Origin of the sequence: Streptomyces sp. NBC_00038, from assembly GCF_026343635.1 — a bacterium.
Classification (GTDB): domain Bacteria; phylum Actinomycetota; class Actinomycetes; order Streptomycetales; family Streptomycetaceae; genus Streptomyces.
Genome location: NZ_JAPELQ010000001.1, coordinates 678421 through 698805 on the forward strand (window position 1 = coordinate 678421; position 20385 = coordinate 698805).

General features: G+C 70.2%; 15 protein-coding genes and 3 pseudogenes. 7 read left to right on the forward strand and 11 right to left on the reverse strand.

Annotation, left to right across the window (positions count from 1 at the left end; translation table 11 throughout):
* The first annotated feature begins 14 nt into the window (after window positions 1-14).
* The 4 genes from OG219_RS03235 to OG219_RS03250 all read left to right on the forward strand — a co-directional run bounded on the left by OG219_RS03235 (window position 15) and on the right by OG219_RS03250 (window position 4884).
* Window positions 15-1244, forward strand: coding sequence for a PP2C family protein-serine/threonine phosphatase (locus tag OG219_RS03235; protein ID WP_266822629.1), 1230 nt, complete (start codon window positions 15-17; stop codon window positions 1242-1244).
* A gap of 248 nt (window positions 1245-1492) precedes the next feature.
* Window positions 1493-2167 carry a response regulator transcription factor gene (locus OG219_RS03240; RefSeq protein ID WP_266822631.1) on the forward strand — a complete coding sequence of 225 codons (675 nt, stop codon included), beginning with the start codon at window positions 1493-1495 and terminating at the stop codon, window positions 2165-2167.
* A gap of 8 nt (window positions 2168-2175) precedes the next feature.
* Window positions 2176-3882 carry an ATP-binding protein gene (locus tag OG219_RS03245; protein ID WP_266822633.1) on the forward strand — a complete coding sequence of 569 codons (1707 nt, stop codon included), beginning with the start codon at window positions 2176-2178 and terminating at the stop codon, window positions 3880-3882.
* 78 nt (window positions 3883-3960) lie between these two features.
* On the forward strand, window positions 3961-4884 hold the full coding sequence (locus OG219_RS03250) for an SGNH/GDSL hydrolase family protein (RefSeq protein WP_266822634.1): 924 nt from the start codon (window positions 3961-3963) through the stop codon (window positions 4882-4884).
* A gap of 7 nt (window positions 4885-4891) precedes the next feature.
* Here the strand turns inward: OG219_RS03250 and OG219_RS03255 are convergent, their stop codons facing one another.
* The 7 genes from OG219_RS03255 to OG219_RS03285 form a co-directional block, all read right to left on the reverse strand.
* The gene (locus OG219_RS03255; protein WP_266822636.1) at window positions 4892-5512 is read right to left on the reverse strand and encodes a hypothetical protein; all 621 of its coding nucleotides are present in this window, start codon (window positions 5510-5512) and stop codon (window positions 4892-4894) included.
* Window positions 5513-5656: 144 nt separating this feature from the next.
* Entirely contained in the window at window positions 5657-6334 is a 678-nt protein-coding gene (locus OG219_RS03260; RefSeq protein ID WP_266822638.1) for a TetR/AcrR family transcriptional regulator, read from the reverse strand.
* Entirely contained in the window at window positions 6301-8301 is a 2001-nt protein-coding gene (locus OG219_RS03265) for a CocE/NonD family hydrolase (protein ID WP_266822640.1), read from the reverse strand. Before OG219_RS03265 ends, OG219_RS03260 begins: the two co-directional genes overlap by 34 nt.
* On the reverse strand, window positions 8298-10028 hold the full coding sequence (locus tag OG219_RS03270) for an ABC transporter ATP-binding protein (RefSeq protein ID WP_266822642.1): 1731 nt from the start codon (window positions 10026-10028) through the stop codon (window positions 8298-8300). Before OG219_RS03270 ends, OG219_RS03265 begins: the two co-directional genes overlap by 4 nt.
* Window positions 10028-10924: an ABC transporter permease gene (locus OG219_RS03275; protein ID WP_266822644.1), complete on the reverse strand. Its 897-nt coding sequence runs from the start codon at window positions 10922-10924 to the stop codon at window positions 10028-10030. The genes OG219_RS03270 and OG219_RS03275 overlap by 1 nt, the downstream gene beginning before the upstream one ends.
* Window positions 10921-11877, reverse strand: coding sequence for an ABC transporter permease (locus OG219_RS03280; protein WP_266822646.1), 957 nt, complete (start codon window positions 11875-11877; stop codon window positions 10921-10923). Before OG219_RS03280 ends, OG219_RS03275 begins: the two co-directional genes overlap by 4 nt.
* Before the next feature lie 2 nt (window positions 11878-11879).
* Window positions 11880-13463: an ABC transporter substrate-binding protein gene (locus tag OG219_RS03285; protein WP_266822648.1), complete on the reverse strand. Its 1584-nt coding sequence runs from the start codon at window positions 13461-13463 to the stop codon at window positions 11880-11882.
* 235 nt (window positions 13464-13698) lie between these two features.
* Here OG219_RS03285 and OG219_RS03290 point away from each other — a divergent pair, with 235 nt between their 5' ends.
* On the forward strand, window positions 13699-15462 hold the full coding sequence (locus OG219_RS03290; protein WP_266822650.1) for an ABC transporter ATP-binding protein: 1764 nt from the start codon (window positions 13699-13701) through the stop codon (window positions 15460-15462).
* A gap of 47 nt (window positions 15463-15509) precedes the next feature.
* Here the strand turns inward: OG219_RS03290 and OG219_RS03295 are convergent, their stop codons facing one another.
* Window positions 15510-15992 (reverse strand): VOC family protein, encoded by a 483-nt coding sequence (locus OG219_RS03295; RefSeq protein ID WP_266822652.1) that lies wholly within the window; start codon window positions 15990-15992, stop codon window positions 15510-15512.
* A gap of 218 nt (window positions 15993-16210) precedes the next feature.
* On the opposite strand from OG219_RS03295, the pseudogene OG219_RS03300 reads away from it, so the two are divergent.
* A pseudogene (locus OG219_RS03300) lies at window positions 16211-16505 on the forward strand (epoxide hydrolase N-terminal domain-containing protein); the annotation flags it as partial.
* A gap of 329 nt (window positions 16506-16834) precedes the next feature.
* On the opposite strand, the gene OG219_RS03305 reads toward OG219_RS03300, so the two are convergent.
* Window positions 16835-17170, reverse strand: a complete 336-nt coding sequence (locus tag OG219_RS03305; RefSeq protein WP_266822654.1) for a hypothetical protein — start codon at window positions 17168-17170, stop codon at window positions 16835-16837.
* 131 nt (window positions 17171-17301) lie between these two features.
* Window positions 17302-17946, reverse strand: a pseudogene (locus OG219_RS03310) (tyrosine-type recombinase/integrase); the annotation flags it as partial.
* Between OG219_RS03310 and OG219_RS03315 the strand changes: the two are divergent.
* The gene (locus tag OG219_RS03315; RefSeq protein ID WP_266835986.1) at window positions 17915-18463 is read left to right on the forward strand and encodes a UTRA domain-containing protein; all 549 of its coding nucleotides are present in this window, start codon (window positions 17915-17917) and stop codon (window positions 18461-18463) included. The pseudogene OG219_RS03310 and the gene OG219_RS03315 overlap by 32 nt on opposite strands.
* 67 nt (window positions 18464-18530) lie before the next feature.
* On the opposite strand, the pseudogene OG219_RS03320 reads toward OG219_RS03315, so the two are convergent.
* Window positions 18531-20348: pseudogene (locus OG219_RS03320) on the reverse strand (IS481 family transposase).
* Window positions 20349-20385: the final 37 nt, after the last annotated feature.

The window sequence follows — 20385 nt, forward strand, 5'->3', positions numbered from 1 at the left end:
GCTGTGGAGGTGGCATGACGGGCCGAGGCGGTGCGGACACTCCGGGTGCGGAGTCACCGTTCGGTGCCATGGAGGATGCCGTCGAGTCGATCGGCACCACGCTGGACGAGCAGACCACGTGCGAGGAGCTCGCCGCGTTCGTGTGCCGGCACTTCTGCGACGCCGCGGCGGTGGACCTGCTGCCCGCGGACGCCCCGGCCAGCACACAGCACCCGCACGAGCCGGACCTGTCACGCGTCGCCACGGCGGGAGACTCCGGGCTGCTGACCCCGTGGCCCGCGCACGGAGCACGGCCCCTGTCCGTGCAGGCGCTGGACGAGGGGCATCCGATCACTGCCTCGATGGACCTGTCCGGACGGATCCCGCGGCAGGTCATGACCGTGCCACTGCTCGCGCACGGACGTCTGTACGGGGTGATGCTCGCCGTCCGGCAGGGGAAGGAGTTCACCGACCTGGAGACCTCCGGCACGCACTACGCGGCGCGCCTCGCGGCCGTCCACCTCGGCCACTCCCGCCAGCACAACGCCGTACGCAGCACGGTGCTGAACCTTCAGCGGGCGCTGCTGGCCGAACCGGGCCGGCCGCATCCGAACCTCGACCTGGCCACCCGGTATCTCCCGGCCGGTGGCAGCACCCTGGTGGGCGGGGACTGGTTCGAGACCGTACGGCTGCACTTCGGGCGCACCCTGCTGGTCGTGGGCGACGTCATGGGGCACGGCCTGAACGCCGCGGTCGACATGAACGCGTACCGCTCGATGCTCCGCTACGTCGCCTCCACGGACCTGCCGCCGCACCGGGTACTGCGCCGGCTCGACGCCGCGGTCGCCGAGGACGGCAACCGGCGACCGGCCACCTGTCTGCTCGTCCAGGTCGACCCGGCACGCGGCACGGCCGCGCTCGCCTCCGCCGGGCACCTGCCTCCGGTCGTGTTCTCCAAGGACGGCACCGGCGAGCTGCTCCAACTGCCGGTCGGCCCCCCGCTGGGCACCGGAGTGGGCGGCTACGAACAGGCCACCCGCACGCTCACCCCCGACGACACCCTGGTGATGTACACCGACGGTCTGGTGGAGCGGCGCGGGGAGGACATCGACGCCTCGCTCGCCCGACTGGCCAGGCTACGGCTGCCGCCGGGGGCGGGTATCGACGCTCTGCTCGACGAGGTGCTCGTCCGTCTCAACGCCCGTCAGGCGGAGGACGACGTCGCGGTACTCGCCTCCCGCATCCGCGTACGGACCGCGACGTGAGGCCCGACCTGCTGGTTCGCGGCGTCGGCTGATCCCGGGAAGTGAGGGTCGGCGCGTCCCGGCTCGGGTTCGTGCGGCGGTGATGACATCCCCGCACCGCCGCGCGAACCCGAGCCGGAACTCCCCCCGGGCGGCTCCCCCTTGAACCGTGGGTGGTTCCTGTTCTACCTTCGCCACATGGTCGGGGCATCAACGCCCGCTCACCAGGGACACAACGTGTGGGCGGCAGCTGGGCCGGGTGGTGCGGAATGCGTCCACACCTCGCGCTGATCGAGGACGATCCCGACTTCGCACTGATGTGCCGTACCTATCTGGAACGTGAAGGGTTCACCGTCGCGTGGGCCATCGACGCACGCGCCGGGAAAGCCGCGATGTACGACGGCGGCATCGATCTGGTCGTCCTCGATCTGGGGCTGCCGGACGGCAGCGGCCTGGAGCTGCTGAGGTCGCTGCGCTCCACCAGCCGCCTCCCGGTGATCGTCGTCTCCGGGCGCGGTGACGAGGCGGACCGGGTCGCGGGCCTGGAGATCGGCGCGGACGACTACCTGGTCAAGCCCTTCTCGCAGCGCGAACTCGTGGCCCGTATCCGGGCCGTGCTGCGCCGGTCCCAGCCGCCCGAGGTGCCTTCCGTCCTTGAGGTCGGGGCGCTGCGCGTCGACACGGCCGCCCGTCGGGCCGACATGGCAGGCGTGCCGCTGACGCTACGGCCCAAGGAGTACGCCCTGTTGGAGCTGCTGGCCCGCTCCCCCGGCCGGGTCTTCTCCGCCGAACAACTCCTGGAGCAGATCTGGGGAGCGTCCTGGCAGCAGCCCGCGACCGTCGTCGAGCACGTCTACCGGCTGCGCGGCAAGCTCGCCGGGCTGCCCACTCCCGCACCGCGGATCACCACGGTGCGCGGCTTCGGCTACCGACTCGATCCCTGAGGGCCGCCATGTCCGCGAGCACCCCGCATCCCACGCCCGACTTCCGGCTCCTGTTCGACTCGACGCTCTCCCCACTGCTCATCCTGGCGCCCGACTTCACGATCGTGGAGGTCAACCGCGCCTATCTCACGGCCACCCGCACCGAGCGGAGCATCGTCGGACACCCCATTTTCGACGTGTTCCCCGACAACCCGGACGACCCGTCGGCCAACGGCGTCGCCAACCTGCGCCGCTCGTTGCGGACGGTGGTGGACACCGGGCGTACGGACACGATGGCCTTGCAGCGGTACGACATCCCCACGGGGGAGGCGGGCGCGTTCGCCGAGCGGTACTGGAGTCCCGTCAACACCCCCGTGCTCGACGACGGGCGGGTCACGCACATCATCCACCGCGTCGAGGACGTCACCGACTTCGTGCATCTGCGCCAGGTCGGGCGGGAGCAGGAGCGTGCCGTCGCCGACGCGCAGATGCTCGCGCAGGGCATGGAGATCGACCTCTTCGTGCGCGCGCGGGAGATCCGCGAGGTGAACGAGCAGTTGAGCCGTGCGAACGCCGATCTCGACGCGGCGGGACGGACGTTGCGGGAGGAACAGCGGGCCAAGGACCGGTTCATCGCGACCCTCTCGCACGAGTTGCGCAATCCGCTGGCGGCCGCCACGGCGGCGACCGAGCTGCTGGCGCTCGACCTGGCTGACTGCCATCCGGCGTTGTCGGTCCTGGAGCGGCAGCTCGCCACGCTGGTGCGGATGAGCAACGACCTGCTGGACGGAACGCGGGCCGTGACCGGTCGCATGGAGCTGGTGCGCGGGCGGACGGATCTGCGCTCGGTCGTCGACAGCGGCTCCGCCGACATTCGTGGCCTGTTCGGCCATGAGGGCCGCACGCTCGACGTCGAACTGCCCGCCGATCCGGTGCTCGTCGACGGGGACCGGTTGCGGCTGGCCCAGGTGCTGACCAATCTGCTGTCCAACGCGCTCAAGTACACGCTCCCCGGCGGCCGTACACGGGTGCGGCTGACCACGCTGGACGGGCAGGCGCTGCTCACTGTCGAGGACGACGGGATCGGCTTCCGACCGGCCCAGGCCGAGGAGCTGTTCGGTGTCTTCATGCGGGCGGCTCCCGCGGGCCCCAGCACCCCCGAGGGGCTCGGCCTCGGGCTCGCGGTCGTCCGGACGATCGTCGAACTGCACGGCGGCCGGATCACCGCGCACAGCGACGGTCCCGGAACCGGCGCCTCGTTCCGCGCCCTGCTCCCCCTCGCCCCCTCCGGCACCCCGGAACCGCGCCCCGCGACGCCGGCCCGCCCCACGGCACGGCAGCTGGCCATCCTGATCGTCGAGGACAACACGGACCTGGCCACGACCTACCGCGCCCTGCTGGAGCGGCAGGGTCACCACGTCACGGCCGTGCACACCGGCGCGGACGCGCTGACGGCCACCGAGTCCAGCCTCTTCGACGTCGTCCTGTGCGACCTCGGCCTGCCGGACATCGACGGCTACACGGTCGCCCGCGGGGTGCGCTCCCGCCCGCACGGCGACAAGGTGCGTCTCATCGCGGTCTCCGGGTTCAGCCGGGGTTCCGACCACGGCGAGTCCCGGGCGGCCGGATTCGACGCCCACATGGCGAAGCCGCTGCCGCTCGGGGATCTGCTGGAGCTTCTCTCCGGAGTCGTCGAGGGCTGGGGCGGCGCAGGGCCGCAAGGCGCAGAGATGTGACCGGCGTTCGTCTTCCTCCTTGTGCCCGCCTGTGCTTGCCTGGGGAGCTCTTTCGGTGGGCGGGGCGGGAGTTGGCGTATGCGCAAGCGGTGGATGGTGGGGGCGCTGCTCGCGGGGCTGCTGCTCGGCGCGTGCGGCGACCCGGCGTCGGAGCCCGAGGCGTCGCCGCCCGCTCGCGCGACGCCCGAAACCTCGGCGTCACCGAGCTCGACGACGCGTCAGCGGCCCGCCGCCTCCCCGACCGCGTCGGCCGACCCTTCGAAGGCGCCCACGGTGCTCTACCTCGGCGACTCGCTCGCCATGGAGAACCAGAAGGTGCTGGGGGATCTCCTGCGCGATCAGCTGGACGCGCGGTACACAAGCGCCCCGTACTCGGGCACCACCCTGTGCGACTACCTGGAAGGGACCGGGGCGGATTCCCTCGTACCGCCCGCCGACAAGGCGGCCGCCCTGGTCCGCTCGCTCCGACCGGACTACGTGGTGCTGCAGTTCTGGGCCAACGCCTGGGGCTACACGCCGTGCATGGACGGCATCACGTACGACAAGTCGAAGAGCACGTACTTCAAGCGGTACGAAGCCGACATGAAGCAGCTCACCGACCAGATCGCGGAGGCGGGCGGCGCGCAACGGCCCAGGATCGTGTGGGTACTCCAAGGGCCCGACCCGATCACGCCCGACCGGATCCACACCGTCAACTCGCTGTACGAGCAGCGAGCCCGCGCCTCGGGCGACCTGCTCGCCGACGCCGGCAAGACCGTGAGCCCGGCGTCGGCCCGCGACACCTGGGTCCAGTACCTCCCGTGCACCTCGTACGAGCACGAGAACCCCGTGTACTGCACCCAGCAGGCCAGCGACCGCACCGCCCTGCACCGCGACGACGACTACCTGCACTTCTGCCTGGCGCCCACCACGTCGACGCCGAAGCCGTGTGCGGTCCGGTCACCTGGGATCGTGCGCATCACGCGGGAGATCACCCGGGTGATCGCCGATCACGTGAGCTGACGGGCCGTCACCGGGTGAGGCGGTCACCCAGGATCGGGAGCAATCGGTCCGTCAGCAGACGGCGGGCCGGCTCGGAGCTCATCCACAGGAGCTTGTGGCGCGTGCCGTCAGTCATGGAGACGGTCATGCCCGACGTGGTGATACCGCCGTGCAGGCGCGCCCGGTCGATGCCGTCGAAGGGGATGATCTTGTTGGTGCGGTGTCCGGCCAGGATGGCCGCGGGGTCGTGGGCGATGGTGTGGGCCGGCTCCGGCGCGGTCGGACCTGAGCCCAGGGATTTCGCCACGGAAGCCATCAGCCCACTGCGTATGCGGACGAGGCTGGTCGGCAGCAGCCACAGCTCCCCGTGGATCCAGTCCAGCCATCCCGTGGTGCAAGCACGGGCCACCAGCTGGGCGTGGACCAGGCGAATACGGGAGGCCCTCGCCACCGCCTGATCGAGCAGGGCGTCCCACCTGTCGAGCGACCGGACCCGCCGGCGCTCGTGCACGCCGGCGGTCTCCGAGAGAAAGTGGAGGTGCGCCCACCCGGTGGCCTCCAGCTCCACGTCAAGCCGGACTTCCCAGCCGGCGTGCGTGATCCGTAATCCCAACCAGTTCGGGGCGTCCACATGCCTGCGGTCCGCCACGGGAGGAGCGTCCCCGCCTCCACTCCACAGGATGGGAGACACCACGCACTGATCGGACGTCCATCGCGCTCTGTGCTCGACCAGTAAGGCCGCGGCCAGGTCCAGGTCTATTCGCTGTCTCATTCCGCCGATCATGGCAGCCGGTCACCCGACCGACGGGCTCCGGAGCTCTGTCTCGACCAGTCGGTTGAGGTGGCGCCTGGCGTCCTCCGTGCTCAGCGGGGGTGCCTGCCGCAGGCGTTGCAGGGCAAGACCGTCGGCGAGTGCGGCGAAGCGGACCGTGAAGCCGTCGAGGTCTTCGGAGGTGAACTCGCCGTCGGCGACGCCCCGTTCGGCCAGTTCGCGGATCTGGGTGTGCCAGGCCTCGTACCGCTGTCCCTGGCCGCGGGCGAAGGCCTGGTCCGGGTCCTGGTCGCCGGCGTTCCAGTAGTCGAACCACATCCGCCAGTGCCGGTCGGTGTCCTCCGTGAACAGTGCGTCCACGAGCAGCCGCAGCGCCTCGGCCCCGCTGGTCGCATGCTCGGCGGCGTCGCTGAGCGCCGCGTAGTACCGCTCGATGTGCAGCACCATCGCCTCGGAGAGGATCTCCTGGACGCTGCCGAAGTGGTACGTGACCGTGCCGACCGAGACCCCGGCCGCGGCGGCGACGTCGCGCACGCCCACCGACGCGTACCCGCGCTCGGCGATGAGCGGCACGGCCGCCTCCACGATGAGGCGGCGGCGCACCTCGGTGGGCTGGCGGGTGCGGTCGGCGGCGGCGACGGCACGGCGAGGGGTCCTGGCGGCCTTCACGCCGACGTCCTCGGGGTGTTCCGGTGCCATACGCGCTTGACCACTGTCTCTCCGTTCGCCCGTGCCTCGATGCGACTGTCCATGATGAAGTCCGTGGCCGTGGCCCGCAGCTCCGTCCGCGTAACGATCTCCGCGTCCCAATCGTCCCCGCGCCGCAGCCGGATCGTCCACTCGGAGACAGCGGTGGCCGAGAGCGGGTCGTCGGTGCGGATGCGGTAGGTCTCGCGGGCACTCTCCTCGTAGCGCAGGCCGTCCGGGTAGGTCCGGGATCCCCCGTAGTTGGGGTCCACCTCCAGGGTCCACTCCCCCTTCGCCACATCGTGGGTGACCAGCCGCTCGGGCCCCGGGTCGGCGGGCCGGTCGTACGTCACCGGCAGCGGCGGCGCCTGTTCGGGCTCCTCGAAGTGGATGGGTGGCTCGTCCACGGCTTCCCGTACGGGCAGGAGCAGCGCGCTCTGAGCCGGTACGACGTTCAGCTCGCCGCGTTCTCCGTGCGGCCACACCCATGGCCAGTACGTGTCGGAGACGGCGACGCGGATGCGATGGCCGGGCGGGAACGCGTACCCGATGCCGTTGAGCTCGAACTCGACGTCCTCGTACGTGCCCGGGGTCCACTCGACGGCCCGGTCGCGCCCGTGCCTGCTGAGAAGGTTCAGCACGCCGCGTGTGACGAGCGTGGACGAGCCGTCGGGGGCCACGTCGCAGACGCGGGCGACGACGTTGGCGCGCGGGGTGGCGCTGTCGAGGCGGAGCCGGACGCGCGGGCGGCCCAGGATCTCGACCCTTTCCTCCAGCGGTGCCGAGTCGAAACAGACGGAGCGGCCGTCCTCCTCGCGCTGGTCGGGCGGGAGGTCGCTGGCGTTACCGAAGGGGAAGAAGCGGCCCGCGTCGAGGCCGGTGTGCTGGGGCGATCGTACGAGGACGGGGGCGTCGCCCGTGCCCAGCGGACGTTCGTCCCATGTGACCGCCGGGGAGGGCCAGTTCGTGTCACCGACCCAGCGGCCGGGCATCACCTCGTACGAAGTGGCGGGCGGCACGGGGTCGTTGATCCAGGAGCGGAGCAGCGGCTCCCGCATGACGCCCGTGTCCTCGCCCTTCAGATGCTGGTCCCACCAGCGCAGGGTCTCCTGGAGGAAGCCGATCGCGGGGCCGGGGGGCAGTTCGCGGTCGGGGTACTGGTGCGACCAGGGGCCGATCAGCCCCCGTACGCGATCGTCCGGGAGGTGTTCGACGAGGCGCAGTACGGCGTCCCGGTACGGGTCGTGCCAGCCGCCGACGGCCAGCACGGCCGCGTCGATCGCGCCGTAGTCCTCGCAGACGCTGCCGTGCCGCCAGTAGTCGTCGCGCTGCTGGTGCTCCAGCCAGGTGTGCAGGAAGGGTTCGAGGGCGTCGAGGCGTTCGCGCCACATGGGCAGCCAGCGGTCCTGGCCGACCTGGGAAGGGTCCGGCGGGCGGGAGGCGAACGCCAGCATGGTGCCGGCCCAGGCGAGCATGTCGATGCCGAGGAGGGCGCCGCCCATGTAGTGCACGTCGTTGTCGTAGCGGTCGTCCGTCGAGCAGACCGTGACGATCGCCTTGAGCGGTTCGGGGGCGAGGGCGGCGATCTGGAGGGAGTTGAAGCCGCCCCAGGAGATGCCGAACATGCCGACCTTGCCGGTGCACCAGGCTTGCGCGGCAAGCCAGTTGACGACGTCGACGCCGTCGGCGAGCTCCTGCTCGTCGTACTCGTCGCCGGGTGTGCCCTCGCTGTCGCCGTGGCCCCGGATGTCGACGCGGACGGAGGCGTAACCGTGCCCGGCGTACCAGGGGTGGCGCTGGGCGTCGCGGGGCGCGGTCCAGTCGCTCTTGCGGTACGGGAGGTATTCGAGCAGCGCGGGCACGGGATCGGTGCCGGCCGGGCGCCAGATCCGGGCGTGCAGTTCGGTCCTGCCGTCGCGGGTCGGGATCCAGACGTCCTCGCGGACGACCTGGTGCTCGAACTGCTCGCGGTACTTCACGAAACTCCTTCGGTGCTGAGGTGGCCGGCCGGGCGCCAGCGGCGCACTCGGTGGCCGTTGCCCTGTTCGGTCCAGAGGTCGTCCGGTCCGGCCGCGTCGTCCTCCCAGTCGGCCGTGCCGTCGACGAACGGCAGGGCGTCCGGGTCGGGTTCGAGGGCTGCGGCCATCAGCTGGCGCGTGTAGGGGTGTCCGGGCGAGGCGAAGACCGCGTCCGTGGGCCCCTCCTCGACGACCACTCCGTGGCGCAGGACGACGACACGGTCGGCGATGCCTCGTACGACGGCCAGGTCGTGGCTGATGAACAGGCAGGCCAGCTCGCGTTCGCGGCGCAGGTCGTCGAGGAGCCTCAGGACATCGGCCTGGACGGAGACGTCCAGGGCGGTGGTGATCTCGTCGGCGATCAGGACGTCCGGTTCGCCGGCCAACGCCCGTGCGATGCCGATGCGTTGACGCTGGCCGCCGGAGAGCTGGGCGGGCAGCCGGTCGGCGAGGGCCGGGTCGAGGCGTACGTCGGCGATGAGCTGCCGGGCTCGGGCCGCCGCTTCCGTGCGCGAAGGGGCGGTGCCGAAGAAGTGCAGCGGGCGCCGGACCGCGTCGCCCACCGACCGGCGCGGGTTCAGCGAGGTGTCCGCGTTCTGGAAGACGAGCTGGATCCGGCGCCGCAGGGACGGCGGCCGCTTCTGGGCGGGGCGCGCCAGGTCTCCCGACTCGTGGGTCATCGTGCCGCCGGACGGGGTACGCAGTCCCGCGAGCGTCCATGCCAGCGTGGACTTGCCGCTGCCCGACTCCCCCACGAGGGCGAGGACTTCGCCGCGCCGGACGTCGAAGGAGACGCCGTGCACGGCACGGGTCGACCCGTAGTCGATCGTGACGTCCCGCGCGGACACGGCGACCGGTGAGCTGTCGGGCACCTGCGCCTTGGGCCGGACCTCCCGCTCGCCCGCCTCGCCGACGATCGCGAGTCCTGCGTCGTCGAGGCGCGGGACGCTCGCCAACAGCCGTCTGGTGTAAGGGTCTTGGGGCGTCGCGAAGAGCTGCCGGGTGGTCGCGGCCTCCACGACCCGGCCGGACCGCAGCACGGTCACCTCGTCGGCCATGTGCGCGACGACCCCGAGGTCGTGGCTCACCAGCACGGCCGCCAGGCCGAGTTCGTCGCGCAGGGCGCCGATCAGGTCGAGGACGCTGCGCTGGGTGACGACGTCGAGGCCGGTCGTCGGTTCGTCGAGGACGAGGACCTTGGGGCGGGCCGCGATGGCCATGGCGATGGCGACGCGCTGCTGCTGGCCGCCGGAGAGCTCGTGCGGGTAGCGGCGGGCGAGTTCGGCGGGGCGGGGCAGCCGGACCTGTTCGAGGAGGTCCACGACCGGCACCTCGCCGCCCGCCTCCGCGATCTGCCGGCCGATCCGCATGGAGGGGGTCAGCGCGTGGCCCGCGTTCTGGGCGACCATGGCGACGGTCCCGCCGCGCAGCCGCCTCAACTCCCGTGCGGGCAGGGCGAAGACGTCCTGCCCGTCGACGAGTACGGAGCCCGCGGTGATCCGGGACCCGTGCCGCAGATGGCCGAGCAGTGTCGCGGCGACGGTCGACTTCCCGCTGCCCGACTCGCCGACCAGCGCCAGTGTCTGCCCGGCGCCGACGTCGAGCGACACCTCTCGCACGACGGGCACGTCCCGACCGCCCGAACGGTAGGCCACGGAAAGGGACTTCACGGAGACGATCGAGGTCATCAGGACCCCTCCCTGATCCGGTCGACGCCCCACGCCTTGGACAGGCCGTCGGCCGCGAGGTTGAGTCCGACCACGAGCGTGGCCAGGGCGATGATCGGCGCGAGGCTCGCCATCGGGACGACGGTGATGGCGGTCCGGTTCTCGGCGACCATCAGACCCCAGTCGGGGGTCGGCGGATCGGCACCGAAGCCGAGGAAGGACAGCGAGCTGATGAGCAGTACGACCCAGGAGGCACGCATCGCGAACTCGACACACACCACGTCCGTGATGTTCGGCAGGATCTCGCGCCGCAGGATCGACCAGGTGCCCTCACCACGGGCGCGGGCGGCGGTCACGTAGTCGGCGGGCACCACCGCAAGTGCCGCGCCCCGCACGACCCGTACGACCTGGGGCACGTACACCACGGCGATCGCGAGGACGATGACCGCGGGGCCCGTCCCCAGCGCGGTGACGATGACGAGCAGCGCCAGGATCGACGGCACCGAGAGGACGGCGTCCAGGACCCGCCCCAGTACGTCGTCGAACCAGCCGCCGCGCAGCGCCGCCGCACACCCGACGACCGTGCCGAGCGCGACGGTCAGCAGTGTCGCGGCGACGGAGACGCCTAGCGCGTACCGGCCGCCGTACAGCACCCGGGCGAGGACGTCGCGCCCGTACTGGTCGGTTCCCGCCCAGTGGTCCCAGCTCGGGCCGAGCAGGGCGTGCGAGGCGTCGTTGGCGATGGGGTCGTAGGAGGTGAGGAGCGGGGCGAGGAGGGCGATCAGCACGTGTACGGCGACGATCGTGAGGCCGATGACGGCGGCGCGCGAGGAGCGCAGGGTGCGCCAGGCGCGGACGGCGCGCGCCTCGGCGGCAGGCGACGGTGCGGCCACCGGGACGGTGTCGAGCGTGGTCATCGGGTCCTCCCTCGGGTGCGGAGCTTGGGGTTGAGGGCCATGGCGCCGAGGTCGGCGGCCAGGTTGCAGGCGACGTAGACGACGGCGCTGATGAGGGCGATGGCCTGGATGACGGGCAGGTCGCGGTTCTGGACCGAGGAGAGCATCAGCTTGCCGATCCCCGGGTAGTTGAAGACGTTCTCGACGACGGCGACTCCGCCCGCGAGCCAGGCGACGTTCAGCGCGATGACGTGCAGGGTGGGCAGGAGCGCGCTGGGCAGGGCGTGCCGGGTGACGACCCGCCAGCTCGACAGTCCCTTGAGCCGGGCGGTCGTGACGTACTCGCCGGCCATCACGTCGATGACGGACGTGCGGGCCATCCGCACGATGTACGCGGCCATGACGACGGCGAGGGAGAGCGCGGGAAGCCATACGGAGGGCAGGAGTTGACCGACGCTCGCCTCGGGGCCGTACAGGACGACCGCGGGGAACCACGGCAGCGCGACCGAGAAGCAGAGCACCAGCACGGTGGCGACCACGAACTCGGGGACGCTCATCCCGACCAGGCTGACCGTGGAGATCAGATGGTCCGGCCAGCGGTCGCGGTACAGGCCCGCGAGGATGCCGAGGACGATCGAGCCGGTGACGGCGAACAGGACGGTGACGAGGGCGATCAGCGCGGAGTTGCCGAGGTACATGGAGACTTCGCCGCCGACCGCCTTCCCGGAGACGAGGGAGACACCGAAGTCGCCGTGCAGCGCGCCGCGGACCCAGTCGACGTACCGCTCCCAAGCGGGCTGGTCGAGCTTCAGCTTCTCGCGCAGGGCGGCCACGGCGTCCGGTGTCGCGTCCTTGCCGAGGATCTGGGTGGCGACGTCGCCGGGCAGGGCCTGTACGGCGAGGAAGACGAGGACGGAGGAGAGGAACAGCGTGCCGATGGCGGCGGCCACCCTGCGGGCTATGAAGGAGAACATGCTCAGGCCCCCTTCAGGCCGATGCCGAGGTAGTCGAACTCGAAGCCGTGCTCGGCGTATCCGCGCACCTTCCGCGAGATGCCGACGAGCCGGTCGGCGAACATCGGGGTCATCGCCCCGCCCTTCTCGACGACGAAGGTCTGCGCCTCGCCGTACAGTTCGCGGCGCTTCGCGTCGTCCATCTCGCGGCGGGCGCGGTCCAGGAGCGCGTCGAATTCCTTGTCTGACCAGGCCGTCTCGTTGTACGAGGAGCCGCTGCGGAAGACCTGAGTGAAGAGCTGGTCGACGGGTCTGCCGGTGTACCAGTAGGTCGCCATGAGCGGCTTCTTCATCCAGATCTGCGTGTAGTACGAGTCGGCCGCCGCCGTCTTGACCTTGATCCGGATGCCGGCCCGCTTGGCGGAGTCCTGGTAGGCGAGGGCCATCGGCGTGAAGATCGGGTCGTACGAGGAGGTGTAGAGGTCCATCGCCAGGCCCTCGTGCCCGGCCTGCTTCAGCAGGAACCGCGCCTTCTCCGGGTCGTGCTTCGGGTGTGCGGCGATGTGGGCGGGGTCGCTGGGCGGCACGGGGTTGTCCCAGCCGGCGGTGCCCGCGCCCTGCAGGGCCACCTTCACCACGTGCTCGGGGTCGTAGGCGAGCTTCATCGCCTGCCGGACCCGTACGTCGGTGAAGGGCTTCTCCGTGGTGAGCATCGGCAGGACGTACCACTGGGCGTTCTTGACGCGCGCGATGGTGGCCCGGTCGGAGGCGGCGACCACGCGGGCGGTCGCGAAGTCGAGGTTGGTCTGCGCGAGCAGGTCGACCTGGCCCGCAAGGAGGGCGTTCGAGCGGGCCGACATGTCGGCGACGGAGTAGAAGGCGATCGCGTCGAGGACGGGGCGGCCCTCCCAGTGGTCCTCGTACGCGGTGACGCGGCCGGGGCCCGCGGGGGCGAACGACTCCAGCTTGAAGGGACCGGTGCCGATGCCGGTGCGGCCGATCGAGCGGGCGCTGCCATCGGGGACGACATAGCAGTTGTAGTGCGTGAGAAGGCTCGGGAACTCCGCGTTGGGGCTCTTGAGCGGGACGACGAGGGTGTGGTCGTCGGGGGTGCGGAGCGTGTCGGGGTCGATGAGCGGCTCGAGGACGGCCGCCTGGGGCGAGGCGGTCGCCTTGTCGAGGATGTGGCGCAGGGTGTACGCGGCGTCGGTCGAGGTGAGCTTGCGCCCGTCGTGGAAGGTGACGCCCTGGCGGATGCGGAAGGTCCAGGTGCGCGCCTTGGCGTCGGGCTCCCAGGACTCGGCGAGGTCGGGGGCGAGATCGCCGTCGGTGTCGACGCGGACGAGCCGGTTGTAGAGGGCGCCCAGGTATTCGTACGCCGACAGGGCGCTGGCCGGGTCGAGGGTCTCGGCGTCGGAGGCCGGCGGCCGGGCGATACGGAGGGTGCCACCGCGGTCGGGTTCGCCCTTCTGGGCGGCGGCGGGCAGCACGGGCGCGGCCGCGGCACCCGTACAGCCGGTGAGCAGCCAGGACGCGCCGAGCGCGGCGGTGCTCGCGGCCCCCGCGACGAGGACCGACCGCCGTCCCGGGTGGTGGATGTCGGACATGGACCGACCGTCCTTCTCGCTATTCGTTCAGCGGAACGATTGAGTGAAGTGCGTGAACGATAACGGGGCGACGGTTCCACGCCAACCCTCAGAGCGCTGGAATTAACCTCGGAAACCCACTCTTTACGCGACTCCCCGCCATGCCGGAGGCAGACCGCCGGCCCGGTGTACTCCAGCCCGGGATGGGCAGGAAAGCGCTTGCCCGCTACTCCGCCACTGGGGAGGACCAACGCCGATGGCGTCGTCCGAAAGACCGCTCGACCATCGCTACCGGGGTGAGCACCCGGTCCGCACGCTGGCCTATCTGTTCCGCACCGACCGGTGGCGGCTCGCCGCCGCATTCGCCGTCTTCACGGTCAAGCACAGTCCGCTCTGGCTGCTGCCCCTGATCACCGCGTCCATCATCGACACTGTCGTCCAGCACGGGCCGATCGGCCGCCTCTGGGTCAGTTCAGGGGCCCTGCTGTTCATCCTCGCGGTCAACCTCCCGCTGCATCTCCTCTACGTCCGCCTGCTGTACGGCAGCGTGCGCCGCATGGGCACCGATCTGCGCTCCTCGCTCTGTACGCGGATGCAGCAACTGTCCATCGGCTACCACTCGCGGGTCAGCGCGGGCGTCCTGCAGGCCAAGGTCGTCCGGGACGTGGAGACCGTCGAGCAGATGGTGCAGCAGACCGCCGAGAACGGGCTCGGCGCGCTCACCGTGCTCACGGGCGGACTCGTCATCATCGCCATACGCACACCCGAGTTCCTGCCCGTCTTCCTCTGCATCGTGCCCGTCGCGGCCCTTCTGGTGGCGCGGTTGCGGACCCGACTGCGCAGCCACAACGAGAACTTCCGCCACGAGGTCGAGCACCTGTCCACACGGGTGACCGAAATGACCCGGCTCATCTCGGTCACCCGGGCGCACGGGCTGGAGGGCAAGGCGCTCCGGCGGATGGACATCACGCTGCGCCAGGTCCTGCGCTCTGGGATGCGGCTCGATCTGCTCAACGGGCGGTTCGGCTCGTTGGCGTGGGTGTTCCTCAACATGGTCGGGATCCTGTTCCTCACCGCCGCGGCGCTGGTGTCGTACTACGGCTACTGGGGTGTCACACCCGGCGACGTCGTCATGCTCAGCGCCTTCCTGACCACACTCACCAACTCCACGACGACACTTGCGGCTCTCGCGCCGGTCATCACCAAGGGCCTGGAGTCCGTACGTTCGATCGGCGAGGTGCTCCAGGCGCCCGAGCTGGAGGACAACGAGGGCAAGGCGGAGGTGACCTCGCTGCGCGGTGCCGTCACCTTCGAAGGGGTGGGGCACGCCTACGACGAGAACAGGCCCGCCGTACGGGACTTCAGCCTGGCCGTCTCCCCCGGCGAGACCATCGCCCTGGTCGGCGCCTCGGGGGCCGGGAAGTCGACGGTGCTCAATCTCGTCATCGGCTTCATCCGTCCGACATCGGGCCGGCTGCTGCTCGACGGAACCGACATGAACACCCTGGACCTGCGCACCTACCGGCGTTTCGTCTCCGTCGTACCGCAGGAGTCGATCCTCTTCGACGGCACGGTTCGGGAGAACGTCGCGTACGGCATGGACGACGCCGGGGACGCGGCGGTACGGGATGCCCTGCGCGACGCCAACGCGCTGGAGTTCGTGGACCGGCTGCCGCAAGGGCTCGACACCGTGGTGGGCGAGCACGGGGCGCGGCTCTCCGGAGGACAGCGGCAGCGGCTCGCCATCGCGCGGGCGCTGATCCGCGATCCCCGGGTGCTCATCCTGGACGAGGCCACCTCGGCGCTGGACACCCGGTCGGAGGCTCTGGTCCAGCAGGCGCTGGCCCGGCTGCTGCACGGCCGCACCACGTTCGTGGTGGCGCACCGGCTGTCCACCGTCCGCGGTGCGGACCGCATCGTCGTGATGGGCGACGGGGCGATCCAGGAGATCGGCACACACGAGGAGTTGCTGCGGCGGGGCGGCGTGTACACGGCGTTGCACAGCGGTCAGCTCGCCTGAGCCTCACGTGAGGGGCGGGCCGACCGCTGCGCGCCGAGCCGGTTGGCTCACTCCCCCGCATACACCTTCTCCAGGGCAGCGATGTCCAGCTTGCCCATCTTGTACATCGCCTGGGTCGTGCGGACCGCTTTCTCCGCGTCCGGGTCACTGATCATGTCGATCAGCTTCGTGGGGACGACCTGCCAGGAGAGGCCGAACTTGTCCTTGAGCCAGCCGCAGGGGCCGCCCTCGCCGCCGCCCTCGGTGAGCTTGTCCCAGTAGAAGTCCACCTCGTCCTGGTCCTCGCAGTAGATCTGGAAGGAGATGGCCTCGTCGAAGGTGAACTGCGGGCCGCCGTTGAGGGCGACGAACTTCTGGCCGTTGGCCACGAACTCGACGGCCATCACGGAACCGGCGGGCCCCGGTCCGGCCTCCGAGTAGCGACCGATCCTGCCGAGCTCGGAGTTCTTGAAGATCGAGCAGTAGTGGTTCGCGGCCTCTTCGGCCTGACCGTCGAACCACAGGCAGGTGGTGAATCCGTCGGCGGGCATGAGTACCTCCTGGGGCGGGGAATCGTCGTCATTACTGTCGACCGATCCTCACCCGGAAACTCATCGGCGGCGCGGGCACGGGATTCAGCGTCGCAGCGACGTCGTCCTTCTGGCCTGCGGACGGCTCCGCGGACGGCCGGGCGGACGATCCGGCGGACCCTTCGACGTCCGAAAATCGCCCGGCGTGATCGCTGGCCCCGGAGACAGCATCCACAGACATGGCCTCTTCGGATACCGCCCCCGTTCAGCCCTGCCAAATCGACTTCCCGCAGAGCGATCCCGACGATCTGAACCAGCGCATCGACCGCACGCGCCCGTCCAGACGAACTGCTGGGCGTGGACCGGGCATACGGAGTTCGGCGGGACTACCTCGAAGAGCTCGTACGGTACTGACGGCACAGCTACGACTGGCGTGCGGCGGAGGCGCGGCTGAACGAATGGCCCCAGTTCACCACCGAGATCGACGGAACTCGGGGTCGCTTCGCGGATATCCGGGCTCCGGAGCCGTGTGCGCAGGTTCGAATCCTGCCGGGGGCACCCTGTATGAGGTGCCCAGAGAGCCCGCCATCAGCGCTTTCGCTGAGGACGGGGTCTTGGCGTTTGTGCAGGCGGATGCCGCCGAAAGCAGCCGTCTGCCAGTGATCACGTAATGGTGACGTAATGATCTTGGCGTACTTCGGGCAGGTCAGCATTTGTTTCACGAGTTCCGCGCGTAGCCGTGTGGACCACCTGTGGACAGGCCGGAGCCCTGGACCGCTCGCAGTCCGGAGCTCCGGCATAGAAGCCAGCCTCACATCCGGTGAATGCCGTTCGGGCGATCGCGTCAGAGACGTCGTCCGGCGTCAGATCGACGAGTCGTTGATCTGCTCACGAGTTAGCCGCACCGGCTCACCGGTGGCGTTGTCGAACCGGCGCCGCACCAGGATGTTGAACCCGAGATCATGCAGAGCCATCTCGGCAACGTTGGTGTTCCACGGGTCCTGGCCATTCAGTGCATTCCGCGCGAGCACGAGGGCGGGGACGTTCTTTCCGCCGACCACCGCGAGCACGTCGTACTTCTCGTCTTCGGGCGTATGCAAGGCAGCAACAGCGACGTCCGCGAGCGTAAGGACGGCATAGCTACCATCCTTCAGGCGAACGCGGGTCTCTGTGGGGGTACTTATGGGCTCAGGGGGCATGGTGTCTCCTCAGTCGGACCTGGCCGGATCGTTCTCCGGCCGTATAGCCCAGGAGAGCACACACTTCGCGGCAGACCGAAGCCCCGGACCACTCGTAGCCCGGGGCTTCCGTATTCGATCAGGTTGTTGTGTCAGTCCGCTGAACCCTCCCCTAGCCCCTTCAGAATCCGGTCGTTCATCTCCTGCTCCTGGCCGTCGATGCACTTCGCGTAGATCTTCAGGAGCACGTCCACCGAATGCCCTGCACGAGCCGCCACCTCCGGAGCGGGCACACCGGAGTTGAGCCACTGCGAGACGCCCGCATGGCGGAGGTCGTACGGCCGGAAGGCCAGCACGGACGAGACCTGTCCCGGTACGAGCGCCAACTCCCGCGTCTGCTTCCACACGCGCGAGTACGACGACGCGGCCACGACGTTGCCCCGCTCGCTCGCGAAGAGCCGGCCGTCCTTCGCCGTGCCGAACTCCTTCAGGTGCTCACGGAGCAGCAGCACCAACGGAGGCGGAATCGGCACGATGCGTACCTCACCCGCCGCACGTTGCTTCAGGCCCCGTCTGTCGTGCGCCTCGCCAGAGTCGGTCCACGCCTTGCCCGCTGTCGGACGCGTCTCGGCCAGCTCAATACGCCCCCAGCCTTTCGCGGGAAGTGCGCAGTCCGAACGACGCAGGCCCAGCGCCTCACCGGGGCGCATGGCCACGGTAAGTCAGGGCCTCACGGAGCTACGGGCATCCGGTCTCGTCGAGGTCATCACGGGCCGAGGCACCTTCGCCCGTTCCCCCCACAGCCGCCCGAGCCTCACGCGTCCGCGCGGCGTCCGCCGCACTCCGGACGGAGGCTACGCCGAGGCCGACGGCATCCGATGGGCCAACGCGGAACCCCCCGTAGCCACGCGCACGGACGCCCCTCTCGCACTCGCCGACCTGTTGCGCATCCCCCCAGGCGAGCCGATGTTCACCTACGACGCGTTGCAGACCGCCGACAACGGCCGCCTCCGCCAACTCCACCGCACGTACGTGCCGTTCTCCGTACTAGTCGACACGAAGTACGAAGAGGAAGCGCCCCCGCAGGCCCCGGAGCTCTACGGAACACTTGCCGACCTGGGCCACGAACTCCACTTCACGGAGTACATCCGCACGCGCATGCCACTCCCGGACCAAGCCCAGGCTCTCAGGCTCCCCGAAGGCGTCCCGCTACTCCACATCATCCGCGTGACGCTGACCGCCGCAGAGAAGCCGCTCACCCTGGAGGAGTTCCACCTTCCGGGCGACGACCTGGAGCTGTCCTTCAGGCTGTAACAGGCAGCCCTGTCTAGTCCCAGGTGATGGCTGACGTTCTGGTCCCAGGTGATGCTTGACGGTGGGCCTAGACAACATCCGAAACTTCATGGGGTTTGTTCGCCTTCACATGCCGGACGGGAATGTCGGTGGTGCGCTGGATGACCCGGACCTGGCCGTCCAGTTCGACGGTCAGGGTCGACTCCGCGACATGCACGGTCACGGTCTGGCCCGCGTACGTCCGCCCGAGCGAGACGACCTGCCGGCAGACCATGACTGTGCCGACCGCGCTGATCCGCCGCTGCACCCGCACCGGCTCGACACCCGGACGCGGTGGTGGCCCGGCTGGACGCAGTCCCCTCAACCGGCGGACTTCCCCGCTGTTCAGCGGGTTGGGCCGCACCCGCAGCAGTTCCCGCGAAGACAGGTCGAAGAACGACAGCGTCTCGTCGTCGATCCGGATGCCCACCTGACGGCCGCCCAGAATCTCCGCCGCCAGCACCTGATGCCCGCCCAGGCCCACCAGCCCACCGTTGTTCACCACCCGGTCCACCTCGAACGCGGCCGCATCACCGGCCGGCAGCGGAGACGGCCCGGCCGCACGTCCTCCCCGGGCCGCCAGCACCGCAAGATCCGAAACGGACAGATGCGAACGCACCGTCTTGACCCGCGTCCCGGCGATCAGCAGATGGATCACCGACGTGTCGGCCCAGAAGGTCAGCGTCAGCCCCGAGCGGGCCGGACCGAGCCAGAACTGCTTGCCCGCGACCTGCAGATTCCCACTCGCAGGCACCACCCGCTCGAACTCCACCGGCCCACCCCGCTCCACCGACACCGACACCGGCAGCGGCGGATCCGCAGGACCATCGGGCAGCACATCAGCAGGATCTTCTGTCACGGGCGCCGTCCGCTGCTGCGGCACCAGCGCCAGCACGCCAGGAACCCGCACGCCCAGCACGCCCCGCTCCTGCTCAGCAACCGCGGTGAAGCGGTCGGCAGGAGACTGCATGTCCAACGCCTGATGCGGACGAACGCAGTTGTACTCCTCCACCCACGCATCCAATGCCCTCTGGGCCGCCGCGATGCTCTCGAACGCACCGCAGTCGTCGAGGAGTTCACGCCGCAGTGTCTGATGGAACCGCTCCACCTTGCCCGTCGTGGTCGGCGACGCCGGCTGGGTCAGCCGGTGCGCGATCCCGTTCTCCCGGCAGATCCGGTCGAACAACACCTCACCGCCCTGCCCGAACCGGTCGGTGAACTGCTTCCCGTTGTCGGTGAGCACCTCCTACGGCACCCCGAACGCCTGCAAGGCCCGCGCGAACGCCGAACACACCGCCCGCCCCGTCGCCCGTTCGACCACCGACGCGATCACGCAGTACCGCGAATGATCATCCACCCCGGTCACGACCTTCGCCTCGGACAGCACCCCGGTGACCGGGTCGACGAGCATCACGCCGCCAACGATGTCCATCTGCCACAACTGCATCGGCCGATCCCGCTGCCAGCGCTTGTAATCCGACCGCTTCCGGCGCCGGACCCCCGGCTCCACCAGCCCGTGACGGACCAGGATCCGATACACCGTCATCCGCGACGGCACCGGCTCCACCGCACCGGACCGCTCCAGCACATGAGCGATCCGCCGCGGCCCCCACCGAGGATGCTCACGCCGCAGCTCACACACCTCCGCCTCCACCGCGGCAGACGCCTGATGCGGACACGAGGCCGGCCTACGAGAACGGTCCGCCAGACCCGCCAGACCCGAGACCTCATACCGCGACTTCCACCCGCTCACCGTCTGCCGCGAAACGCCCAGCTGAGCGGCGACCTCCGTCACCGTCGCACCCGCCAGCACCGCAAGCACAGCCCGGTATCTCTGCTCGACAACCGACAACTCCACCAGAGCCAATCCCGGCCTCCCCACACGCGCCAACAACGCGCACAGC